Annotated in this window: 19 protein-coding genes and 1 pseudogene; 5 read left to right on the plus strand and 15 right to left on the minus strand. The window is 65.4% G+C overall.

What is annotated here, in order from left to right:
* Positions 1–2,109: alanine--tRNA ligase (gene alaS, locus ACTHJR_RS18565; protein WP_440524909.1), on the minus strand; the 2,109-nt coding region annotated here is incomplete at its 3' end.
* A 102-nt stretch (positions 2,110–2,211) separates the two neighbouring features.
* Here alaS and ACTHJR_RS18570 point away from each other — a divergent pair.
* A complete protein-coding gene (locus ACTHJR_RS18570; RefSeq protein WP_440524910.1) occupies positions 2,212–3,888 on the plus strand; it encodes a hypothetical protein in 1,677 nt (558 codons plus the stop codon).
* Between the two features lie 132 nt (positions 3,889–4,020).
* On the opposite strand, the gene ACTHJR_RS18575 is transcribed toward ACTHJR_RS18570, so the two are convergent.
* On the minus strand, positions 4,021–4,572 hold the full coding sequence (locus tag ACTHJR_RS18575; protein WP_440524911.1) for a metalloprotease: 552 nt from the start codon (positions 4,570–4,572) through the stop codon (positions 4,021–4,023).
* A 4-nt stretch (positions 4,573–4,576) separates the two neighbouring features.
* Entirely contained in the window at positions 4,577–5,842 is a 1,266-nt protein-coding gene (locus ACTHJR_RS18580; RefSeq protein ID WP_440524912.1) for a M24 family metallopeptidase, read from the minus strand.
* Positions 5,843–5,918: 76 nt separating this feature from the next.
* Here ACTHJR_RS18580 and ACTHJR_RS18585 point away from each other — a divergent pair, with 76 nt between their 5' ends.
* The gene (locus ACTHJR_RS18585) at positions 5,919–7,256 is read left to right on the plus strand and encodes a dicarboxylate/amino acid:cation symporter (RefSeq protein ID WP_440524913.1); all 1,338 of its coding nucleotides are present in this window, start codon (positions 5,919–5,921) and stop codon (positions 7,254–7,256) included.
* Positions 7,257–7,470: 214 nt separating this feature from the next.
* On the opposite strand, the gene ACTHJR_RS18590 is transcribed toward ACTHJR_RS18585, so the two are convergent.
* From ACTHJR_RS18590 to recA, 3 genes are all read right to left on the minus strand, one after another.
* Positions 7,471–8,097, minus strand: coding sequence for a glutathione S-transferase family protein (locus ACTHJR_RS18590; protein WP_440524914.1), 627 nt, complete (start codon positions 8,095–8,097; stop codon positions 7,471–7,473).
* 16 nt (positions 8,098–8,113) lie between these two features.
* Positions 8,114–8,932: a class I SAM-dependent methyltransferase gene (locus ACTHJR_RS18595; RefSeq protein ID WP_440524915.1), complete on the minus strand. Its 819-nt coding sequence runs from the start codon at positions 8,930–8,932 to the stop codon at positions 8,114–8,116.
* Between the two features lie 281 nt (positions 8,933–9,213).
* The gene (recA, locus tag ACTHJR_RS18600; RefSeq protein ID WP_440524916.1) at positions 9,214–10,293 is read right to left on the minus strand and encodes a recombinase RecA; all 1,080 of its coding nucleotides are present in this window, start codon (positions 10,291–10,293) and stop codon (positions 9,214–9,216) included.
* Positions 10,294–10,464: 171 nt separating this feature from the next.
* Between recA and ACTHJR_RS18605 the strand changes: the two genes are divergently transcribed.
* Positions 10,465–11,484, plus strand: a complete 1,020-nt coding sequence (locus ACTHJR_RS18605) for an adenosine deaminase (RefSeq protein WP_440524917.1) — start codon at positions 10,465–10,467, stop codon at positions 11,482–11,484.
* The gene (locus tag ACTHJR_RS18610) at positions 11,484–11,999 is read left to right on the plus strand and encodes a phosphoribosyltransferase (RefSeq protein WP_440524918.1); all 516 of its coding nucleotides are present in this window, start codon (positions 11,484–11,486) and stop codon (positions 11,997–11,999) included. Before ACTHJR_RS18605 ends, ACTHJR_RS18610 begins: the two co-directional genes overlap by 1 nt.
* Here ACTHJR_RS18610 and ACTHJR_RS18615 read toward each other — a convergent pair whose 3' ends face one another.
* The 9 genes from ACTHJR_RS18615 to dapA all read right to left on the minus strand — a co-directional run bounded on the left by ACTHJR_RS18615 (position 12,000) and on the right by dapA (position 21,616).
* Positions 12,000–12,962, minus strand: coding sequence for a hypothetical protein (locus ACTHJR_RS18615; RefSeq protein ID WP_440524919.1), 963 nt, complete (start codon positions 12,960–12,962; stop codon positions 12,000–12,002). It abuts the gene before it with no gap.
* Positions 12,963–12,974: 12 nt separating this feature from the next.
* Positions 12,975–13,322 (minus strand): response regulator, encoded by a 348-nt coding sequence (locus ACTHJR_RS18620; RefSeq protein ID WP_440524920.1) that lies wholly within the window; start codon positions 13,320–13,322, stop codon positions 12,975–12,977.
* A 78-nt stretch (positions 13,323–13,400) separates the two neighbouring features.
* Positions 13,401–15,803, minus strand: a complete 2,403-nt coding sequence (locus tag ACTHJR_RS18625; protein ID WP_440524921.1) for a response regulator — start codon at positions 15,801–15,803, stop codon at positions 13,401–13,403.
* A gap of 68 nt (positions 15,804–15,871) precedes the next feature.
* Positions 15,872–16,447, minus strand: coding sequence for an LptA/OstA family protein (locus ACTHJR_RS18630; RefSeq protein ID WP_440524922.1), 576 nt, complete (start codon positions 16,445–16,447; stop codon positions 15,872–15,874).
* Positions 16,448–16,623: 176 nt separating this feature from the next.
* Positions 16,624–18,639 carry a M13 family metallopeptidase gene (locus tag ACTHJR_RS18635; protein ID WP_440524923.1) on the minus strand — a complete coding sequence of 672 codons (2,016 nt, stop codon included), beginning with the start codon at positions 18,637–18,639 and terminating at the stop codon, positions 16,624–16,626.
* Between the two features lie 181 nt (positions 18,640–18,820).
* The gene (gene smpB, locus ACTHJR_RS18640) at positions 18,821–19,306 is read right to left on the minus strand and encodes an SsrA-binding protein SmpB (protein ID WP_440524924.1); all 486 of its coding nucleotides are present in this window, start codon (positions 19,304–19,306) and stop codon (positions 18,821–18,823) included.
* A gap of 41 nt (positions 19,307–19,347) precedes the next feature.
* Positions 19,348–19,929, minus strand: coding sequence for a DUF805 domain-containing protein (locus ACTHJR_RS18645; protein WP_440524925.1), 582 nt, complete (start codon positions 19,927–19,929; stop codon positions 19,348–19,350).
* Positions 19,930–20,126: 197 nt separating this feature from the next.
* Positions 20,127–20,732 (minus strand): DUF805 domain-containing protein, encoded by a 606-nt coding sequence (locus ACTHJR_RS18650; RefSeq protein ID WP_440524926.1) that lies wholly within the window; start codon positions 20,730–20,732, stop codon positions 20,127–20,129.
* Positions 20,733–20,734: 2 nt separating this feature from the next.
* Positions 20,735–21,616, minus strand: coding sequence for a 4-hydroxy-tetrahydrodipicolinate synthase (gene dapA, locus ACTHJR_RS18655; RefSeq protein ID WP_440524927.1), 882 nt, complete (start codon positions 21,614–21,616; stop codon positions 20,735–20,737).
* Between the two features lie 139 nt (positions 21,617–21,755).
* On the opposite strand from dapA, the pseudogene ACTHJR_RS18660 reads away from it, so the two are divergent.
* Positions 21,756–22,106, plus strand: a pseudogene (locus tag ACTHJR_RS18660) (lytic transglycosylase domain-containing protein); the annotation flags it as partial.

The following is a 22,106-nucleotide window of genomic DNA, read 5'->3' on the forward strand; positions in this document are numbered from 1 at the left end:
CGCCTCGACGCGCCGCACGCCCGACGACACCGCGCCTTCGCTCACCAGCTTGAACAGGCCGATATCGCCGGTAGCATTGACGTGCGTGCCGCCGCACAATTCCAGGCTGTAGATCTTCTGGCCGTCGCGCCCCATCGACACGACGCGAACCTCATCGCCATATTTCTCGCCGAACAGCGCCATCGCACCTTCCTCGATCGCTTCCTCGGGCGTCATCAGCCGGGTCGAGACCGTGTCGTTCTGGCGAATATAGGCATTCACATCGGCCTCGACCTCGGCGAGCTTGGCCGGATCGATCGCGGTCGGCTGCGAAAAGTCGAAGCGCAACCGCTCCGGCGCGACCAGCGATCCCTTCTGCGCGACATGCGTGCCCAACCGCTCGCGCAACGCGGCGTGAAGCAAGTGCGTCGCCGAGTGATTGGCGCGGATCGCATTGCGGCGCTCGCCGTCGACCACCAGATGGATCGCGTCGCCGACCGCGAGCTCGCCCGCCTCGATCTTGGTACGGTGCGCCCAAAGCCGGCCGAGATGCTTCTGCGTATCGAACACGCGGCCCTTCAGCCCCTTATCGTTGGTCGCGAGACCGGCATCGCCGACCTGACCGCCGCTCTCGGCATAGAAGGGGGTCTGGTTGAGTACGACATCGACCTCGTCGCCGGCGACGGCCCTGTCGACCCGCACACCGTCTTTGATCAACGCGACGACTTCGCCTTCGCCTTCCTCCGACGTGTAGCCGGTGAATTCGGTGCCGCCCTTTTCCTCGACCAGATCGTACCAGAGTTCGTCCGAGGCCTTCTCGCCGGAGCCCTTCCAGGCTGCGCGCGCCGCCCGCTTCTGCTCCGCCATAGCGGCGTCGAAACCCTCGCGGTCGACCTGCAGGCCTTGGGCCCGCAACGCATCCTCGGTCAGGTCATAGGGAAAACCGTAGGTGTCGTAGAGCTTGAACGCAGTCTCGCCGGCCAGCGTCGACCCGACCGCCATGCCGGCGGTCGCCTCGTCGAGCAGCTTCAGACCCTTGTCGAGCGTCTTGCGGAACTGCGTTTCTTCCTGCTGCAGCGTCGCCTCGATCAGCGGCTGCGCGCGGACCAGTTCGGGATAAGCGGCGCCCATCTCGGCGACCAGCGCGGGCACCAGGCGGTGCATCAGCGGATCCTTCGAGCCGAGCAGATGCGCATGCCGCATCGCGCGGCGCATGATGCGGCGCAGGACATAGCCGCGGCCTTCATTGGCCGGCAGCACACCGTCGGCGACGAGGAAGCCGGACGAGCGCAGATGATCGGCGATCACGCGATGGCTCGCCATCTGCTCGCCGACCGCCTTGGTGTGGGTTAGCGCTTCCGACGCGGCGATCAGCGCTTTGAACGTGTCGGTGTCATAATTGTCGTGCACGCCCTGCAGCACCGCCGCGACGCGCTCGAGGCCCATGCCGGTGTCGATCGACGGCTTGGGCAGATTGCCGACGATCTCATTGGCCTCCTGCTCATATTGCATGAACACGAGATTCCAGATCTCGACGAAGCGATCGCCATCCTCGTCCGGCGATCCCGGCGGGCCACCGGGAATGTGATCGCCATGGTCGTAGAAGATTTCCGAGCATGGGCCGCACGGGCCATTGTCGCCCATCGCCCAGAAATTATCCTTGGTCGCGATGCGGATGATGCGCTCTTCGGGCAGGCCGGCGATTTTCTTCCACAGGTCGAACGCCTCGTCGTCGGTATGATAGACGGTGGCGGTCAGGCGGTCGGCGGGGATTCCCCATTTCTTGGTCAGCAGGCCCCAGGCGAGCGTGATCGCGCGTTCCTTGAAATAATCGCCGAACGAGAAATTGCCGAGCATTTCAAAAAAGGTGTGGTGCCGCGCGGTGTAGCCGACATTATCCAAGTCGTTGTGCTTGCCGCCGGCGCGCACGCATTTCTGGCTCGAGGTCGCGGTCGAATAGGGTCGCGTCTCCAGGCCGGTGAAGACGTTCTTGAACGGCACCATGCCGGCGTTGACGAACATCAGCGTCGGGTCGTTCTGCGGCACCAGCGGCGCCGACGGCACGATGCTGTGGCCGTTGGCGGCGAAGTAATCGAGAAAGCTGCGGCGGATGTCGTTCGTCGAGGTCATGCGCCGCGACTTAGGGGACAGGCGAGCGCTACTCAAGCGACGAGATGGCGTTGTCGTATCGCAAGGAGTATGATCGGCGTTCGGCGTTTCGGGAGGGGTACGATGCGCATCTGGTTATTGACGGTTTCGGCACTCGCGCTTGTCCCGGCCGCAGCCGGCGAAGCGACGATGCGGCCGAGTGCGGCCGATCTGCTGGCGAACATTCCGATCTGCGGCGACGACCTGCCGGTCGGGGCGACGCCGCGACTTTATCCCGGCTATGGCGGCGGCGGCTTTCCGATCGCGACCGCCAACCCGCAAGCCCAAGCGTTTTTCGACAACGGCATGCAACTCGCCCATGCCTTCGCCCACCATGCTGCGAGCGCCGCCTTCGCGGAAGCGGTGAAGCTCGATCCCGATTGCGCGATGTGCCAATGGGGCGCGGCGTGGAGCGACGGGCCGACGATCAATTTCGGCATCGGCGCCGACCAGCAGAAGACAGCACTCGCCAAGGTCGTCGCAGCGGAAAAACTGCTGACGCCGCGATCGCCGCAGCGCGAGCGCGACCTGATCGCCGCGCTCAAGCTTCGCTATGTCGACGGCGGCGGCAAGGGGTCGGGCGATCGCGCTTTCGCCAAGGCGATGGACGCGCTCGCCATCCGATATCCACAGGACGACGAGATCGCCACAATCGCCGCCGATGCCTGGATGATCCCCACCGCCTTGACCAGCGGCACCGCCAATCTGCCGCGCGCGGTAGCGCTGCTCGAGGGCGTGTTGAAGCGCAACCCGGATTACACCCCGGCGATCCATTTCTACATCCACGCGACAGAGATGAGCGGCTTTCCCAAGCGCGCCGAGCCCTATGCCGACAAGCTCGGCCGGCTGGCCCCGGCCTCCAGCCATTTGATCCACATGCCGTCGCACACTTTCTATTGGGTCGGCCGCTATCAGGACGCGGCGGACGCCAATGTCTCGGCGGTGGCGCTCGGCGAAGGCGACGCGCGGATCGCCGGCTTGGAACAGCCGGGCCAAATTTGGATGCTCCCCTATCACGCGCACAACGTCCAATATGGCGTCGGAGGGGCGTTGATCTCCGGCGACGGCAAGGCGGCGCTAGCGTTGAGCGACCCGCTGGTCGCGGCGACCGCGAGCCTGCCCGACCCCAACAATTTGTTCGTGCAGATGGGGGTCGGCACCGGCTATTTCGCCGAGGGCCGCTTCGCCGACCCGGTCAAGGTGATGGCGCTCCCCGATCCTGGCGACAAGCAACCCTATATCCGGCAATATTGGCGCTATGCGCGCGGCGAGGCGCAGGCGCGACTGGGCAATGCGGCGGGGGTCCGCGCCGAGCTGGCGAAGATCAGCCTGCCTGCGCTGCCGGCCAAGCCCGACGATCTCGCCAAGCAAGCGCATCAGCTCGTCCGCATCGCCCAATTGGTGCTGGAAGGCCGCGCGGCGATGATCGAGAAGCGACCCGACCTGGCGGCGCGCGCCTATCTTGCGGCCGCCAAGCTCGACGAGGCAAGGCTGATGAAGACGCTGAGCGACCCGCCCGCCTGGTGGTACCCGGTGCGCCGCAGCTACGCCGCCGCCTTGCTCGCGCAAGGCAAGGCGCGCGCGGCGGTGAAGCAGGCAAGCCTGGTGTTGGCGCGCCGCGACGCCGATCCGGTGGCCTTGACGATCCGCGCGGACGCGGAGGAGGCGCTGGGGCAGAAGGATGCAGCCGCCAGGGATCGTACGGCGGCGGCGCGAGGCTGGCGCGGCGACAAGGCGGAACTGACGCTCCCGCTCGCCTGATTGCTCAACGGTTCCCGACGAATAATGCTGCCCCGCAAACGAGTGGCCCAGTATTACTGGCGTCGAGAACGCCGCCTGCCCTTGCAAGGCCATCGCGGCTGACCCCGGGCCCCTTCGCCGGGAAGCGCGCTTTTAGGGACGTGCCTTCCGCCGAGCCGGCCGGAAGTAGCGCAGCAAGTGCATCCCGTCGCTGCCGTCGAAGGGGATCAGATTGGCGAGCCCCATGCCGACAGACAGGATGGCGAAAGCTGTCGCGATCGCGGCGCCCGGCGGCCGAGCGCCCTTCCCTTCGACCGCCAGGACGCTGCCCATGACAAGTCCGCTGACGATGTTGGCGGCTGGCCCGGCGACCGCGACGATGGCGTGGCGACGCCGCGCCTCGATGCGGTCGAGCGTATAGGTGACGTAGCCGCCGAGATCGCCCCGTCCCCATTTGCGGACCAGGCGCAACCTGCGCGACGCCAGCGTGAACTCGAACGGAAATACTACGATCCGGCCGACCTGCCCGCCCACCGCCTTCGCGGTGACGGCATGGGCGAGCTCGTGGATCAACACCGCGAAGAAGCCGATCAGGACGACGACGATATAGGCCCCAAGCGAACCAACGTGCAGGCTGCTCTGTACCAGCGCTCCCTGGGCGGCGATCGAGGTGATGACGAGCACCACCCAGGCAAAGGGCCGCATGTGCTTATCGGAACGGCGCGTCGATCGAGGCGGGCGGCTCGCTGAACCATTTGGGACCAGCCTCGGTCATGTGGAAGCAATCCTCCAGCCGCACGCCGAACTTGCCGGGGATGTAGATGCCCGGCTCGTTCGAAAAGCACATGCCCGGCGCCAGCCTGGTCGTCTCGCCACGCACGAGGTTGACCGGTTCGTGCCCGTCGAGCCCGATGCCGTGGCCCGTGCGATGCGAGCAGCCGGGCAGTTTGTAGCCGGGACCGTAACCGAAACTCTCGTAGAGCTTGCGGATCGCGACATCGACACTGCCCGCCGGCACGCCGATCCGGGCGGCGGCGAGCGCGGTCTGCTGGCCCTGATGGACCTGATCCCAGACCAGGCGCTGCTCCTTGCTCGCGCTGCCATGAACGAAGGTGCGCGACACGTCGGACTGATAGCCCTGCACCGTGCAGCCGCAGTCCATCAGCACGATCTCGCCCTCGGCGACCTTGTGCACCGCCTGCGTTCCGTGCGGATAGGCCGCCGCCTCGCCGATCAGCACCAGGTTGAATTCGGGGCTGCCGCCCAGCTTGCGCGTGGCGGCATCCATGATCGCGCCGATGTCGCGGCCGGTCATGCCCTTTTCGACGCGCTTGTAGGTCCAACGGTAAGCCGCGATCGTCACGTCGGTGGCGAGCTGCATCAGCGCGAGTTCGGCCGGCGTCTTGATCATCCGGCAGCCGCGCACGACCGGGTTGGCGGAGACGATCTTGGCACCCGGCATCGCATGCGTGAGCATGTCCGGGATGAAGAAGCGAACGGTTTCCTCGATCCCGATCGGGCGGGCGACCAGCTTGCGGTCCTTGAGGAAGCCGGCGACGACCTTGAGCGGATCCTCATCTTCCTGCCAGACGCGTACCTCGGCCGGGATGGCGAGGGTTTCGCGCATCCGCGGTTCCTCGAAATAAGGCGAGACGATGCACGGCTCCCCCTCGACCGGCAGCACCGCGAGCATGGCGCGTTCGCTGCGGCCCCAGCGGATGCCGGTGAAATAGAGCAGCGACGACCCCGGCTCGATCAGGACCGCGCCCAGGCCGTGCTGCTTCATCAATGCCTGCGCGCGATCGAGCCGCCGCCGGCGCTCGTCGGCGCCGATCGCCACCGCGCCGGTCGTCATGTCCTGCAAATCGGACAGGTCGGGCTCGGCGGCGCGCGCGGCGGCCGACACGAGCAACGGGGCGGCGGCGGCCGCGGCGAGGATGGCGCGGCGAGCGGGCGAAAAACGGGGATCGGGCATAGCCGTGACGATAGGGTCCTTGACCGCGGGCCCGCAATCCCCTTTCCCTGCGCGACCGAACATGGGGAGAGTGATTTTGGCCAAGCGCCTGACGACCTATATTCTGATCGCGCTGGTGGTGGGCCTGATCTTCGGCTGGGCGATCCACGCGACCGCCGACCCCTCGCTCGCCTTCTTCAAGCGACTGGGCTGGGCGGCTGACACCACGGATACCGCGGCGTATCTCGGTGGCTGGGCGAAATGGCTCGGCCTGATCACGACGATCTTTCTCGACTTCATCAAGATGATCATCGCCCCGCTGGTGTTCGGTACGCTGGTCGTTGGCATCGCGCACATGGGCGATACCGGCGCGCTCGGCCGCGTCGGATTGAAATCGTTGCTCTGGTTCGTCTGCGCGAGCCTGCTGTCGCTGACGCTCGGGCTGATCCTGGTGCACATCCTGCAACCCGGAGTCGGGCTCAACCTGCCCCTCCCGCCGGTCACCGAGAGCGCCGGCATCGACAAGAGCAAGTTCGATCCGATTCAGATCATCGGTCACATCTTTCCGACCTCGATCGTCGATTCGATGGCGCGCAACGACATTCTGCAGATCGTGATCTTCTCGGTGTTCTTCGGCGTCGCGATCACCGCGGTCGGCGAGCGCGCCGCCCCGCTGGTCAGGGCGGCCGAGGCGCTGACCAAGGTCATGCTGCAAGTGACCGACTATGTCATGCGCTTCGCGCCGCTCGCGGTGTTCGCGGCGGTCGCCAGCGCGCTGGTCGAGCGCGGGCCGGAAGTGATCGGCAAGCTCGGCTATTTCATGCTCAGCGTCTATATCGGGCTGGCCTTGCTCTGGCTGATGCTCGGCACGCTCGCCTTCCTGTTCGTCGGGCGACGGTCCTGGACCTTGTTCCGCTATGTCCGCGAGCCGGTGCTGGTCGCCTTTTCCGCCGCGTCGTCGGAAGCGGCCTTCCCGCGCACGCTCGAGGCGCTCGACCGCTTCGGCGTGCCGTCGCGCATTTCGAGCTTCGTGCTGCCGCTGGGCTATTCGTTCAATCTCGACGGCTCGATGATGTACATGACCTTCGCGTCACTGTTCATCGCCCAGGCCTATGGCATCCATCTCGATCTCGGCACGCAGATCGCGATGCTGCTGACGTTGATGATCACGTCGAAAGGTATAGCCGGCGTCCCGCGCGCGAGCCTGGTGGTGATCGCCGCGACGCTCGGTCAGTTCAAGCTGCCCGAAGCCGGCCTTCTGCTGGTCCTGGCGGTCGATCACTTCCTCGACATGGGCCGGTCGGCGACCAACGTCGTCGGCAACGCGATCGCGGCGAGCGTCGTCGCGCGGTGGGAAGGAACGCTCGATCCGAAGGAACCGGCCGAGATCGAACCGCCGCACGCGCCGAGCCATGGGTTGAGCGGGAAGGAGTGATTCCTTCCCATTCGCCGAAGGATTCCCATAGAGTTAGATCGCGTGGCGTCGTTTTAAGGCACCTCCCCGGCGAAGGCCGGGGCGCAGGACCGACGCCTTCACAGCGACGGATCGCGGCCGATATGTCCCGAAACTGGCCCCCGGCCTTCGCCGGGGAAGTGTGAATGTCGAATGCGCCCGCTAGAGGGACAAGCCAACAGTCAGGCGTCAACGACTAGGCGTAGGCGTAAGGTCCGCCCTTCTCCAGCGCGGTCCTGTAGGCGGGCCGAGCATGGACCTTGTCGAGCCATGCCATCGTCGCCGGGCGCGATGCACCAAGCCCGGCGCGGCCGCGCGCCGCCTCGAGCGGAAAGCTCATCATGATGTCCGCCGCGGTCATTTCCTGTCCGGCGAACCACGGGCGCTCGGCCAGCTCGCGCTCGACATAATCGAGATGGACGTCGATCATCGGCTGGATGCGCTTGGCCGCCGTCTTGCCCATCAACGGAATGCGATTGACGACGAGCAGCACGAGCAGCGGCGGCATCATCGAGCCCTCGGCATAATGGAGGAACTGGCGATAGCGCAGCGCGTCGTCGCGATGCGCGGGCGAGCCCAATCGACCATCGCCTTTCTCGACCAGATATTCGCAAATCGCCCCGGTCTCGACGATCATGCGGCCGTCATCCTCGAGTACCGGCGACTTGCCCAGCGGATGGACCTTGCGCAGCGCGGGCGGCGCCAGCATCGTCTTCGCATCGCGCTGATAATGCCTGATCTCATAGGGCAGGCCGAGTTCCTCGAGCATCCACAGGATGCGCTGCGACCGCGAATTGTTGAGGTGATGGACGATCATCGTCACGTTTTCCTCCCGGCGTTCAGGCCGCCTGGCACGACCATATCCATGCCGCGGCGGGAAAATCCACCGCGTCGTTGCGCAGCCGGTCGGCCAGTACGACGCGAAGCCGTTGCCGCCCCTCTTCCCGCGCCGCGTCGTCCAGCTCCCGCAGCCGGGCGGCGGCCGGGCCGATCCGGCTGAAGAAGACCAGGGCTTCGTCCACCGCGTGCGGCCCCTCGCCCGCCCGCTGGGTATAGGAAATCGCCTGTGGATCACCGTGCCAACCGCTGACGGTCAGAATGGCGCGCACATGATCGGGGTCGGCGAAAGCGAACGGCCCCGGCGACGTTCCCGGCCGCGCGGGAGGACTATTGGTGATCGCCGCAGCCGCCTCGGTCGCCCAGGGATTGCGGTCGATATCGTCGAAGCAGGAAAACACCAGGCGCGCGCCCGGCCTCGCCGCAGCGCGCAGCCGGGCAAAGGCGGCGACGGGGTCGTCGAAGAACATCACGCCGTGGCGCGAGAAGAACAGGTCGGGCGCGAGATCGCCGAGTTCGGTCGCATCGCCGTGGCGGAAGCTCAGGTTCGCGCAGGCCGCGCCGCGCTCGCGCGCGGTCGCGACGAGGCTGGCCGAGAGGTCGATACCGATGACAGACAAGTCCGGCCGCGCCGCCGCCAGCGCGATCGAGGTGCCGCCGGCGCCGCAACCGATATCGACCGCCAGACCGGCTCGCGGTGCCGCTGCGTGAATGGCGGCATTGAGATGCGCGGAAAGATCGCCGAAGCTCAGGTCGGTGCGGCGCCATTCGTCGGCCCAGACATCGCCGACGCGGCCAGCCCAATCATATCCCGACGTCATCCGCCCCTCCAATTCGATGTGCTAAGACGGGAACGCCAGAGTTCCCGGCAGCGGTTCTTCAGGAGGAAGGTCGTACGCCGCGACGTTATCGGCAAGCCCCATCAGCCAAATCGCGCCGGCCTGAATATGAAAGGCCCGCCGACGCGGGCGGGCCTTTCCGGGATGTGCGGCGGAGGGGGGGAATCGCCGCTGGGGTTGTCTCGGTAACGTCGCGAGCGCGAATTGGTTGCACTGCAGCAAAATTTTTTCGCGCCGCGTCGTAATCCGGAATTTAGGTCGGATCAGGCGTCGTCGTCGCCCGCATCGTCGAGGCCGCCGACCATCATTTCCTCGGCGACTTCGGCGGTGCGATTGCGGATCGCGCGTTCGAGCCGGTCGGCGACATCGGGATTTTCCTTGAGGTAATTCTTGGCGTTCTCACGCCCCTGACCGATGCGGATCGAGTCGTAGCTGAACCATGCGCCCGATTTCTCGACCAACCCGGCCTTGACCCCGAGATCGAGCACCTCGCCGATCTTGGAAATGCCCTCGCCGTACATGATGTCGAACTCGACCTGCTTGAACGGCGGCGCGACCTTGTTCTTGACGACCTTCACGCGCGTCGTGTTGCCGACGATATCGTCGCGATCCTTGATCTGGCCGGTGCGGCGGATGTCGAGGCGGACCGAAGCGTAGAATTTGAGCGCGTTGCCGCCGGTCGTGGTCTCTGGATTGCCGTACATCACGCCGATCTTCATGCGCAGCTGATTGATGAAGATCACCATGCAGCGCGAGCGGCTGATCGAGCCGGTCAGCTTGCGCAGCGATTGCGACATCAGGCGGGCCTGCAGGCCGACATGGCTGTCGCCCATCTCGCCCTCGATTTCCGCGCGCGGGACCAACGCCGCCACCGAGTCGACGACGAGCACGTCGATCGCGTTCGAGCGGACCAAAGTATCGGTGATCTCGAGCGCCTGTTCGCCGGTATCGGGCTGCGACACGATCAGCTCGTCGATGTCGACGCCCAGCTTCTTGGCATAGACCGGATCGAGCGCGTGCTCGGCATCGACGAACGCCGCAGTGCCGCCATTGCGCTGCGCCTCGGCGATGACATGGAGCGCGAGCGTGGTCTTGCCCGAGCTTTCCGGCCCATAGACCTCGATCACGCGGCCGCGCGGCAGGCCGCCGACCCCGAGCGCGATATCGAGCCCGAGGCTGCCGGTCGAGATCGCCTCGACCTGCATCGCCTCCTTCGAGCCGAGCTTCATCGCCGAGCCCTTGCCGAACGCGCGGTCGATCTGCGCCAGCGCGGCGTCGAGCGCCTTCTGCCGGTCGGAATTCTGTGATGCCATGCCGTCGATAACCTTGAGAGAAGCCGTCATTGATGAGCCTCCGCGCTAGCCGGGTTACTGCCGGCATTCAATCGTGTTGGAGGCCGTGTATCGTATTTGTTCTCATGGAACAATAGCGGAACATCAACTTTTTTGCCGCCGTAATGGAGGTTTCCCGATATCGCTTGCCCCGCACCCCCTCCCGGCTTCATGCTCCTGCACATGACGACCGATCTCGACGCCTTCATCACCGGCCTGCCCAAGGCCGAGCTCCATTTGCATATCGAAGGCAGCCTCGAGCCCGAATTGATGTTTGCGCTGGCCGAGCGCAACGGTGTCGCCATCCCCTTCAAGTCGGTCGACGAGGTGCGCGCGGCGTACAGCTTCTCGAACCTCCAGGACTTCCTCGACATCTATTACGCCGGCGCAAGCGTGCTCATCACCGAGCGCGATTTCCGCGATCTCGCGGTCGCCTATTTCGATCGCGCCGCGGCCGACGGCGTGGTCCATGCCGAGATCTTCTTCGATCCCCAGACACACACCGATCGCGGCATCGCGTTCGGGACGGTGGTTAAGGGATTGCTCGCCGGCATGGCCGATGCCGAGGCTAAGCATGGGCTGACGTCGAAGCTGATTCTCTGCTTCCTGCGCCATTTGAGCGAGGACGCGGCGTTCGAGACATTGGCTCAGGCCGAACCGTGGCTCGATCGGATCGCCGGCGTCGGCCTCGATTCGTCCGAAGTCGGCCATCCGCCCGAGAAATTCGCGCGCGTGTTCGCCGCAGCGCGCGAAAAGGGCCTCAAGCTCGTCGCGCATGCCGGCGAGGAAGGGCCGCCCGAGTACGTCCACCAGGCGCTCGACCTGCTGGCGATCGACCGGCTCGACCACGGCAATCGCAGCCTCGAAGATCCGGTGCTGACCGCCCGGCTGGCGCGGACCGGAATGACGCTGACCGTCTGTCCTTTGTCCAACGTCAAATTGTGCAACGTCGCCTCAATGGACGCGCACCCGATCGACCGCATGCTCGACCTGGGGTTGCGCGCCACGGTCAATTCGGACGATCCCGCCTATTTCGGCGGCTATGTCGGCGAGAATTACCGCCAGGCCGCCGCCGCGCGCGGGCTCGGCAAGGATGCGCTGGTCGCGCTCGCCCGCAATTCCTTCCTCGGGTCGTTCCTGAGCGACGACGATGTCGCCCGCCACACCGCCGCGCTCGACGCTTTTGTCGCGGAGCATGGCTGATGCCGGTCTTCACTCGCATCCCGCACGACGAATTCGAAGCGCAGGTCAAATCGCTCGCGGCGGAGATCGCGCGCGACGGCTGGACGCCCAGCTTCATCATCGGGATCGGTCGCGGCGGGCTGGCGCCGGCAGTCTATCTCAGCCACGCCACCGGCCTGCCGATGCTGTCGGTCGACCATTCGTCGCGGGTCGAGGATTTCTCCGACGCCCCGCTGATCCGGCTGGCGGCGCGGACGCGCGACGGCGAGCGCTTGTTGTTCGTCGACGACATCAACGATTCGGGCGCGACCATCGGCAAGCTGCGCGCGGCATTGGCTACCGCGGGCGCGGCGCGCGATCATGTGCGGTTCGCGACCCTGCTCGACAACAAGCGCTCGCGCGAACAGGTCGACTATCGTGCCGAGGTGATCGACCGCGACGAGCGCAAGGACTGGTTCGTCTTCCCGTGGGAAGCGGTCGCGCCCCAGGCGTCGCTCGACGCCGACGCCGCCGACATGCCCGAACGAATCGCCTGATTAACTCCGAGTTTCGCGGGGACCCACAGAAGCTCTATGTGCGTCGGCGATCTTCGTCTCTTGATATGTCTCGATGATCGCAAAGAATAAAAACATCACAACCGCTATTTCCCAATGGGCCCAGCCGCTGAGCGCAAACGACACGGATATCAAGGTCGCCGCTTGCAAGTTGACCATTGCCTGTAATCCGGCTTGTGGCGATAGTAGCTGCTTTCGGGGCCGGTAGTTCTTTGTCGCGCATTGGTGCCAGCGAAAGCGATATAAGGCGTGCGATATGACTAATATGAAAAAGCCGAACATGGCGCTGAATGTGGCCAAGATATGAACATAATCGAGGCCCGTAGCCGCCATCAGGGGATTGGTGGTGGTTACCTGCGTCATTCCGGCTAGTGCCAGCGTGAAAAGACCACTAGACCAAGCAGAGGCTTGCCATATGAGATTATCGAAATGGCGATAGGCGTCGCTATATGAAAACGATATAGGGGGCTGCGTTGATGAGCCGTTATTGCGCTTGGCCAGCGAGCGTAGTTCTTTTTCGTCTATCTTTTCCGTCAACGCGGTGAACTGGTCCGTGCGATTATCCTCAAGCCGTTTCTCGCCGATCCCATCTCCATGCTTTACCGTATGAATTACCGCTTTGGCCGGCATGTAGACATTGTGAATGACGAACGGCGACGTCGTGAATCGCTCGCCAGCAGCATATATTCTGAATACAGGAATACCATCCATCAGTTCCGCGTACCCGATCCATCCGGTTTGGACGATGTACGTCTCCAGCACTCTGTTGTGCCAATGAGATTTTTGCCAGCCGCCCGTGTCGGACGCCTCGGTACGAATGTAAGCCGTGCCGTCGTTTTTTAGCAGTCGGAAGCGTAATTCGCCCGTGCGCTTCATCCTGCCATGGCGAGACACGATTCCATGATACTGAGCGGCGTCTTCGCTAGATATCGCTTCCTCATCCACCGCGCGCTCCTTTTATTCCAACCCCTCCAACGCCTTCTGGACGCCTTCCATCGTATAGGGTTTGACCAGGCGCGGGCGGTCGGCGTGGCCGTCGACCATCTCGCTCCCACCGCTCGACAGGACGAACGGAATGTCGCGCGCGGCCAGCACATCGGCGACCGGCCAGCTTTTTTCGCCCCCCGACAGATTGATGTCGAGGATCGCGGCCTCCGGATGCTCGGCGTCGATCGCCGCGAGCGCCGATGCCACGCTGTCGCAGGTCACGACGTGCGTCTTGCCGAGCGCGTCGAGAAAGTCCTCCAGCATCATGGCGATGAGGGGTTCGTCCTCGACGATCAGGATGCGCTGGGGAGACGCCATGGCCATCCCTTAGGGTGTGCGCCGTTTAGCGGCAATGCCCCGCAACGAGCGGTTGTCCGGCGACCGACGATCGTCCAATCAGGCGTCCGCCGCGTCGCTGGCGAGCAAGTCGCGCGCCGCCTCGGCCAGTTGCTGCACCGAGAAGGGCTTGGGCAGGAAGGCGACGTTGTCGAGGTCGATCGACTTCCGCAATTGCTCCTCGGCATAGCCCGACATGAACAGGATCGGCAGGTCGGGATAGCGTTCGCGCGCGTGGCGCACCATGGTCGGGCCGTCCATCGACGGCATGACGACGTCCGAGATCAGCAGGTCGGGTCGCTCGCCCCGCGACAGCAATTCGAGCGCCGCTTCGCCATTCTCTGCGGTCAGCACGGTATAGCCCTGGCGAGTCAGCGCGCGCTCAGCGACCGCGCGCACCATGTCCTCGTCCTCGACCAGCAGGATCGTGCCGGTGCCCCATAGGTCGGCCGGACGGTCCTTGACCGCGACCTTGCCCGGCTTCGGCGCCTCGGCGGTATGGACCGGGAAATATATCGAGAAGGTCGCCCCCTGCCCCGGCTTCGAATCGGCGAAGATGTAGCCGCCCGATTGCTTGACGATGCCATAGACGGTCGACAGGCCAAGCCCGGTGCCCTTGCCGACTTCCTTGGTGGTGAAGAACGGTTCGAAGATCTTGCCCAGGATCTCGGGCGGGATGCCGGTCCCGGTGTCGCTGATCTCGAGCGCCGAGTAATCCGCCACCGGCAGGATGTCCGAGCCCATCTTGCGGACGTCGCCGGCGCTGACCGCACGTGAGGTGATGGTCAGCGTGCCGCCGCCCGCCGGGTCCTTGCTGAGCATCGCATCGCGCGCGTTGATCGCGAGATTGACCACGACCTGCTCGAGTTGCCCGGGATCGGCGCGGACCGGGCCGAGATTGCGGCCGTGCCTGACCTCCAGCTTCACGGTTTCGCCCATCAGGCGCTTCAGCAACTGCGACACTTCGGAGATGACGTCGGGCAATTGCAGTACTTGCGGCCGAAGCGTCTGCTGGCGCGAGAAAGCGAGCAATTGCCGCGTCAGGCTGGCGGCGCGGTTCGAGTTCGCCTTGACCTGCTGGATGTCGTCATAATCGCTGTCGCCCGGCGAATGACGCATCAGCATCAGGTCGCAATGGCCGATGATCGCGGTCAGGATGTTGTTGAAATCGTGCGCCACGCCGCCGGCGAGCTGGCCGACCGCCTGCATCTTGGTCGCCTGCGCCACCTCGCGCTTGAGCCGGGTCTCCTCGCCATTGTCCTTCAGGCTGAGCAGTACCGCGGCGTCCCCCAGCCCGCGCGCGCCGGCGATGGTCAGCGCGACCGGCTCGTCGGGATGGTCGCGCAGGCGGATCGCCATGTCCATCGAGTGCGTCGCGCCATTGGCGAAGCGGCGGATCGCGTCGGCGACGGCGCCCTTGTCCTCGCGCACCACCAGGTCGCCGGGATAGAGCGGCGGCTGCGCCTGGTCGACGTGCGCGGCGCGCACGAACGGGTCGTTCATCTGGACGAAGCGCCCGTCGCGATCGACCAGGGCGAGCCCGACCGGAAGCAGCGAGATCAGGCTCTTGACGTGCGCCGCGGCCGAGCCGCCGATCGCCGGCTGGCCATGTTCCTCCTCGTCGAGCAGCGCCACCAGGATCGGCGCGTCCTCGCCGTCGAGGAACGGGATCTGCAGGATGCGAAGCGGCGCGCCGCGCAGGCCTTCGCGCTCGAACCGCACCTGGCCCTTATCGTCGGCGATCAGGAATCGGGCGAAGTCGCGGCCGACCACCACCGCTTCCTCATGCCCCATCGATCGTTCGCGCAGCACGCGATTGGCCGCGAGCAGCCGGCCGTCGGGCGCGATCAGCGCGGCCATGATCCCCGCGGCGGCCAGCCGGTCGCCGGTCGGCCCGGCGATCAGCGCCTGAACGTTGGTCGCGAGATCGAGTCCCTGCGCCTGGTGGAAGCGCCAGACGAGCATGTCCTCGCTCTCGCCGGCGCGCTCGATCGCCACCGCCATCGGACTGCCGCGCGCGGTGACGCGGTCGAGATCGGCCGAGCCGTCGCGCCACGCCGCCCGTCCTGCCGTCGCGAGATCGGCTGCCCCGCTGCCGTCGAGGGGCAGGCCCGGGGGCGTCGGATAACCGCCGAACCGCGCGCGATAGCGTTCGTTGGCACAGATCAGGCGGCCGGCGCGGTCGGTGACCGCGATCGCGTCCTCGCTCGCCGCCGCCAGCGCACGCGCGACGCTCCAGTCGGTTTCGCCGGCTGCATCGGTCGAAGCCGGCGCGAAACGCGACCAGACGAACGCCGCGCCCACCAGCAGCAGCATCCCGGCGGCGAACCCACCCGCCACCGCGAGGCTGTGCAGGATCAGCAAGGCGATCACCGCCGCCGCCACGCCGCAGACGGCAGCGACGGCCAATGCCTGGCGCTGACCGGGGGCGAGCGGATCGGACTTCAGGGGACGTGACGCCATCGGTCCCTTGTGGCGTGATGGCGAGACAGGTCAAGCGGGCGCCGCGCCCGCCCGGCGCTGAGGACGGCTTACTTGTTGTCGCTCGGTGCGGGAGTCGCGCTGGTGGTCGGCGCCGTCCGCTTGGGAACCGAGAACACGCCGGTGACGCGACCGCCGGTCTTGCTGGTGCCGAGCTTCGACCCCCCGGCATCGAGCGATGCGGCATTGCTGTTGAGATTGATCACCAGTCGCCCGCCACGCACGACGTTGACGCCGCGATGGAGCACGACATTGCCGATCATCGTGATCGTGCGCTTGTTGAGATCATAGATCGCATAGGAGCCCGACGCATTCTCGTCCGGGCGCGTCACCACGACGTTGCCCGAAGCGCGAATCTGCGAGATTTCCGGCGGGCTGCCGCCGGCGTCGACGATGCTCGCCGAATAGAGCACTTCGGCGCGATCCGAGGTCACCGTCATCGTCCCCTGGCGCGCCCGCACGCTACCCGTGAACAAGGCCCGCTGCGTCTTGTCCTGGATCTCGATATGGTCGGCATCGACGCTCAGCGTCTCGTTGCCGCCCGACTGGACGGCCGATGCCCGCGCGCCGAGCAAGGCGGTCGCGGTGCAAGCAAGCAGGATGAACGTGGTAGCCCGGTGTGCCATGAATTTTGCCTACAACAAGGTTTCGCGGGTTGAAAGCGCCGAACCGCGCCAAAGCGAAACGCGGACGACGGATAGGCGGCTGGCCCTGAACGAGCGCTGATAAACCCGTTCAGATAAACGAACGCCGCCGACGGAATGTCCCGCCGGCGGCGTCGCGACGTGTCGCAGCGTCTCGCTTACCAGATGCGCACGCGATCGGCCGGGGCGAGGTACAATTTCTGTCCGGGCTGGACTTTGAACGCCGAGTACCATGGGTCCATGTTGCGAACGATGCTGGCGCGCGCCACCGACGGCGCGTGCGGGTCGGTGCGGAGGCGCTTGAGCAATTCCGGCTCGCGATAGCTGCGCCGCCAGACCTGCGCCCAGCCCAGATAGAAGCGCTGGTCGCCGGTATAGCCGCCGATCACCGGCGCCGGCTTGCCGCCGAGCGAGCGGATATAGGCATCGTGCGCGACGGTCAGCCCCGCGAGGTCGGCGACGTTCTCGCCCAGGGTCAATTTGCCCTGGACGTGCTGGCCCGGGAGCGGTTCGTATTTGTCATATTGGGCGGCCAGCGCGTCGGTGCGCTTCTTGAACGCCGCGACATCGGCCGGCGTCCACCAGTCGGTGAGCTGGCCGTTCTTGTCGTACTTGGCGCCCTGGTCGTCGAAATGATGGCTCATCTCGTGACCGATGACCGCGCCGATCCCGCCGTAATTGATCGCGGCGTCGGCATTGGGGTCGAAGAACGGCGGCTGCAGGATCGCTGCCGGGAAGACGATCTCGACCATGCCGAAATTGGCATAGGCGTTCACTTCCATCGGGGTCATGCCCCATTCCCAGCGCTGCAACGGTTTGCCTAGATGGGCGATATTGTCCCGACGCCCCCATTCGTTGGCACGCCATTCGTTGCCGAACGCATCGCCCTTCTCGATCTTGAGTGCGCTGTAATCGTGCCATTGCGACGGGTAGCCGATCTTCGGGCGGAACGCGGCGAGCTTGGCGTGCGCCTTGACCGTGGTCGCCGCCGACATCCAGTCGAGCTTGTCGATCCGCGCGTTCATCGCCGCGATGATGTTCTTGACCAGCTGATCCGCCGCCGCCTTGGTCGCAGGCGGGAAATATTGCGCGACGTACAGCTTGGAGACGTCGTCCTCGAGCGAATTGGTGGTGAATTCGACGCCGCGCTTCCAGCGCGCTTCCTGCTCCGGGATGCCCGACAGCGTCTTGCCGTAGAAATTGAAATTCTCGTCGTCGAACGCCTTGGGCAGCACATCGGCGTAATTGTCGAGGCTGCGCACGATCAATTGATCCTGCAGCACCGTCATCGGCGCATCGGACACCAATTTGGTGATCCCGGTGATCGCCGACGGCTGCGCCACCAGCAGGGTATCGACCGGCGCGCCGATTCCCTTGAAATAGGCCGGGAAGTCGAACCCGGGGGCCTTGGCCTGCAGCTCTCCGACCGACATCTTGTTGTAACGCTTGTTGGCGTCGCGGCTGTCGATCCGCGACCAGCTGACCGCGGCGATCTGCGTCTCGAGGTCGACGATCGCCTTGGCGCGCGCTTCGGCATTGGCCTCACCCGCCAGGCTCAGCATCTTGGCGATGTGCGCCTGATAGGCGGTCTTGGCATCGGCGAACTTGGGATCGCTGTAATAGTCGCGGTCGGGCAGCCCGAGCCCGGCCTGGCGCAGGCCGAGTATATAGGTCTCGGGTGCCTTGTCGTCCTGGCCCACGCCAGCGCCGAACGGCCCACCGACGCCGCCCATCGACGCTTCGGCCAGCAGCGCGGGATAGCCGGCCTTGTCGGTCGACTTGATATGGTCGAGCCACGGCTTGATCGGCGCCAGGCCCCTGGCTTCGATCGCACCGGTGTCGAGATAGGTCGAATAAGCGGTGCCGATCTTCGAATTGGGATCGCCAGCGGCCTTTTCCAGGATGCCCTTGGTCCGCGACTCCGACAGATCGGCGAGCAGGTTGAACGCGCCGTAATTGGACTTGTCGGCCGGGATCGGCGTGGTCTTCGCCCAATTTCCGTTCGCGTAATCATAGAAGCTGTCGCCCGGCGCCACCGACTTATCCATGCCGGCCTCATCCATGCCGAACGTGCCGAAGGTGGGCTTGCCGGTCGAGGCGGCGACCGTCTGCTGGGCCAGCGCCGCGGCGCCGAGCGCCGTCGCCGCGAGGAGAGCGAACGCGAAGGGTTTCATTGCGGAAGGCATCCTTTCCTGTGCGATGCGGAGGAGCGGACGCTCGCGTGGCAAGCCGGAGCCATCGCGTTCCCCCTTTATTGATGGCGCGTGTTCTACTCCGGTGACACGCCCAGTCAATCGCGCGTAACGCGCGGCGATCCGCAGATTTTTTCGTCTCGAAAGGGTCGGCTCGTGTCGGTCAGCCGTGATCGCGCATGATGCGGCCGGCCTCGCGCTTCCAGTCGCGTTCCTTGATGTGCTCGCGCTTGTCGTGCGCCTTGCGACCCTTGGCCAGTGCCAGTTCCACCTTGGCGCGGCCGCGCGCGTTGAAATAGACCGTCAGCGGAACCAGCGTCATGCCCTCGCGCGCCACCGCGCCATGCAGCTTGTTGATCTCGCGCGCGTGGAGCAGCAATTTCCGCGGCCTTTTGGGCTCGTGGTTGAAGCGATTGCCGTGGCTGAACTCGGGGATGTTCGAATTGACCAGCCAGACGCCGCCATCGGCGGAAACTTCGGCATAGCTCTCGGCGATCGACCCCTCGCCGAAGCGCAGGCTCTTCACCTCGGTGCCGGTCAGCGCGATCCCCGCCTCGAACGTCTGCTCGATGGCATAGTCGAACCGGGCGCGCCGGTTCTCGGCGACGATCTTCTTCTTGTCGAACGTGGCGGGCTTGGGACGAGGCATGGGTCGCGCGATGTAGGCGTCCGCGGCGATTTAGGGAAGCCTCACGGCATCTGCAGCGGATCGTCCCCGAAGCGGTTGGGGCCGACCGTCCCCGGCAGGATCAGAAAGACGATCATCATGACGAAGATCGCGAAGGTCAGCAGGTTGACCAGCGACATCATCGACATCGACCGCATCGCATCGCGAAACGCCGGATTGTTCATGTCGGGCTGACTTCCCGGCTTCATCGATCCCATCATCGCGAAATAGCGGGGCAGGAACGATGTCACGAAGATGGGCGTGACGATCTGCATGCCGTAATAAGGCGCCGCCCACCATCCCGAGCGATTGCTGTCATGGAGCCGTCGTACGACCGCGGCTGCGGTCAGGATGAAGAACAACACGGCGGCGACAATGGACAGCATGACGAAGTCCTTCGTCATCGGCATCATCAGCTGCACCATCGCCTGCGGATCCTGGTCGAAGCGATGCCGGTCGCTCCGCATCGCCGGCATCAACCGGTCGAAGAAGGACATTACGATCGGGATCATCGCGACGATCATCACTACCGTCTGCACGCCGTAGACGATCAGGACCCACAGCCAGAAGGGTTGACGGTTCTCCCTGCCTTGAAAGCTGGTCAATCCCGCCAGGTGGCGACCTAGCAAACCAATGGCAATTCTCCCCCCTTCCACCGTCACGAGCGACTTTATCCGCCCCGGGCAGCGATGGGAAGCGGCCCCCTGCCGCCGTGGGCCACGCCACCGTCGTCGCTTTCCATGGTCAGGCCCGTCTTGGCGACGTTCGAACGCATTCGCCGCATGCGCCTTGGCTCGAACGGTTACCGCTTGGCGCCGAAGCCCGCGCCGTAACGATTGTCGCCGGGCCAACTCGCCATGCTGCAGAGCACGATCAAGGCGATCAGCGTTCCGAGATAGACCATGTTGCAGATGAAGATCACCGCGAACAGGGCAAGGAAATTGGGTGCCACAGCCGGAGTCGGGCCCGTGGGGATCCAGGAGAACATCCGGTACATCCCGCCGAAGCTGCAGAGCAGGAACGGCAGCGGCATGATGCCCCACCAGCCCGATCGTCCGCTATCGTGCAGCCGGCGCGCGACCGCGGCGGCGAGCAGGAAAACGACCAATATGCTGATCGCCAGCATGCCGCCGATGAACCAGGTGAAATCGGGCATCAGTTCCGCGTGATAGCCACGCACCTCGATCGAATAGCCGTTCGGCCCCACCGTCCGCGTTACCTGATCGGGATGCTCGCGCGCGAACCGCTCGATCTTGCCGAACGTGTCGAGAAACAGCGGCACGAAGATCACCGCGGTGCCGATCGTCGTCGCCACCATGACCGCTAGCACCCATAACCAGAACGGCTGGCGCGGCTCCCGTCCGGCGAACCTCAGCAGCCCGCGCAGATGGTCGCCGATCAGCCCCATGGTCAGAGGCCCGCGGTTCGCATCGCCGCGTCGACCGCCGCGCGGCTCGGCTCGTTCGCCTCGGTCATCGGCAAGCGAAGATGCATCGGCCATTCGGACTTGATCTTGCCCAGCGCGTATTTGACCGGGCCGGGCGACGCATCGGTGAACATCGCGACGTGGAGCGGATAGAGCTTGTCGTGAAGCGCCAGCGCGGCGGCATGGTCGCCCGCTGCGCAGGCCGCCTGGAAATCGGCGCACAGCCGCGGCGCGACATTGGCGGTGACCGAGACGCAGCCGATCCCGCCCATTGCGTTGAACGCTAGAGCGGTCTCGTCATTGCCGGACAATTGCACGAAGTCCGCACCGCAGCCGAGGCGCTGCTCGGTAACGCGCCCGAGGTTGCCGGTCGCATCCTTCACGCCGATGAAGACGTCGGGGAACGCCTTGACGATCCGCGCCATGGTCGCGGGCTGGATGTCCGTCACGGTTCGGCCCGGCACATTGTAAAGTACGATCGGCAACGGCGTTTCGTGCGCGATCGCCTCGAAATGGCGGAAAATGCCCTCCTGGCTGGGCCGGTTGTAATATGGCGGCACCATCAACGCGGCGTCGGCGCCCGCGGCCTTTGCAGCATGGACGTTGGCGATCGCCACCCGCGTGTCGTTCGACCCCGCGCCCGCCAGCACCGGCACGCGCCGATTGGTCTGCTCGACGCAGACGCGCACCGCGTAGAAATGCTCTTCGGCCGTCAGCGTCGCCGCTTCGCCGGTGGTGCCGACCGGCACCAGGCCCGCCGATCCTTCGGTAATTTGCCACTCGACGAGCTGGCGATAGGCATCCTCGGCAAAGCTGCCGTCCGATTCGAACGGCGTGACCAACGCCGGGATCGATCCCGAAAACATGTTTAAACGCTCCCGCGCGGCGGCAATCCGCCGATTTTTCGTGTTTTTGTATCCTGACAGATAGGGCGCGAAGGCATATCCTGTCCACATGCTTGCGCCATGGTTGAAGAGCGGGATTGCCGCCGCCGCCCTTTCGGGAATGGCGGCGACGGGTGTTGCGTTCCAGGATCAGCTCGAATGGGCGAAGTCGAAGCTGATGGGCGCGCCCAGTGCCGATCCCCGATCGGTCACCGCTTTGTCCGCCGCGATCACCGACTGGCGCTCGCTCAGCCAGACCAAGGACGCGCCGTTCGAAAGCTATGCGCGGTTCATGCTCGCGCACCCCGGCTGGCCCAACGACGTTCAGATGCGCCGCGCGGCGGAAGCGGCGCTCGCCCAACCCGGCTGGTCGCCGTCGACCGCGGTCGCGTTGTTGCGTCGCGATACCCCCCCGAACGGCACCCCCAGGGGCCCCATCGCCCACGCCCAGACCGCCACCGGCGCGGTGGAT

The organism is Sphingomonas sp., from assembly GCF_051962185.1.
Lineage (GTDB): Bacteria > Pseudomonadota > Alphaproteobacteria > Sphingomonadales > Sphingomonadaceae > Sphingomonas.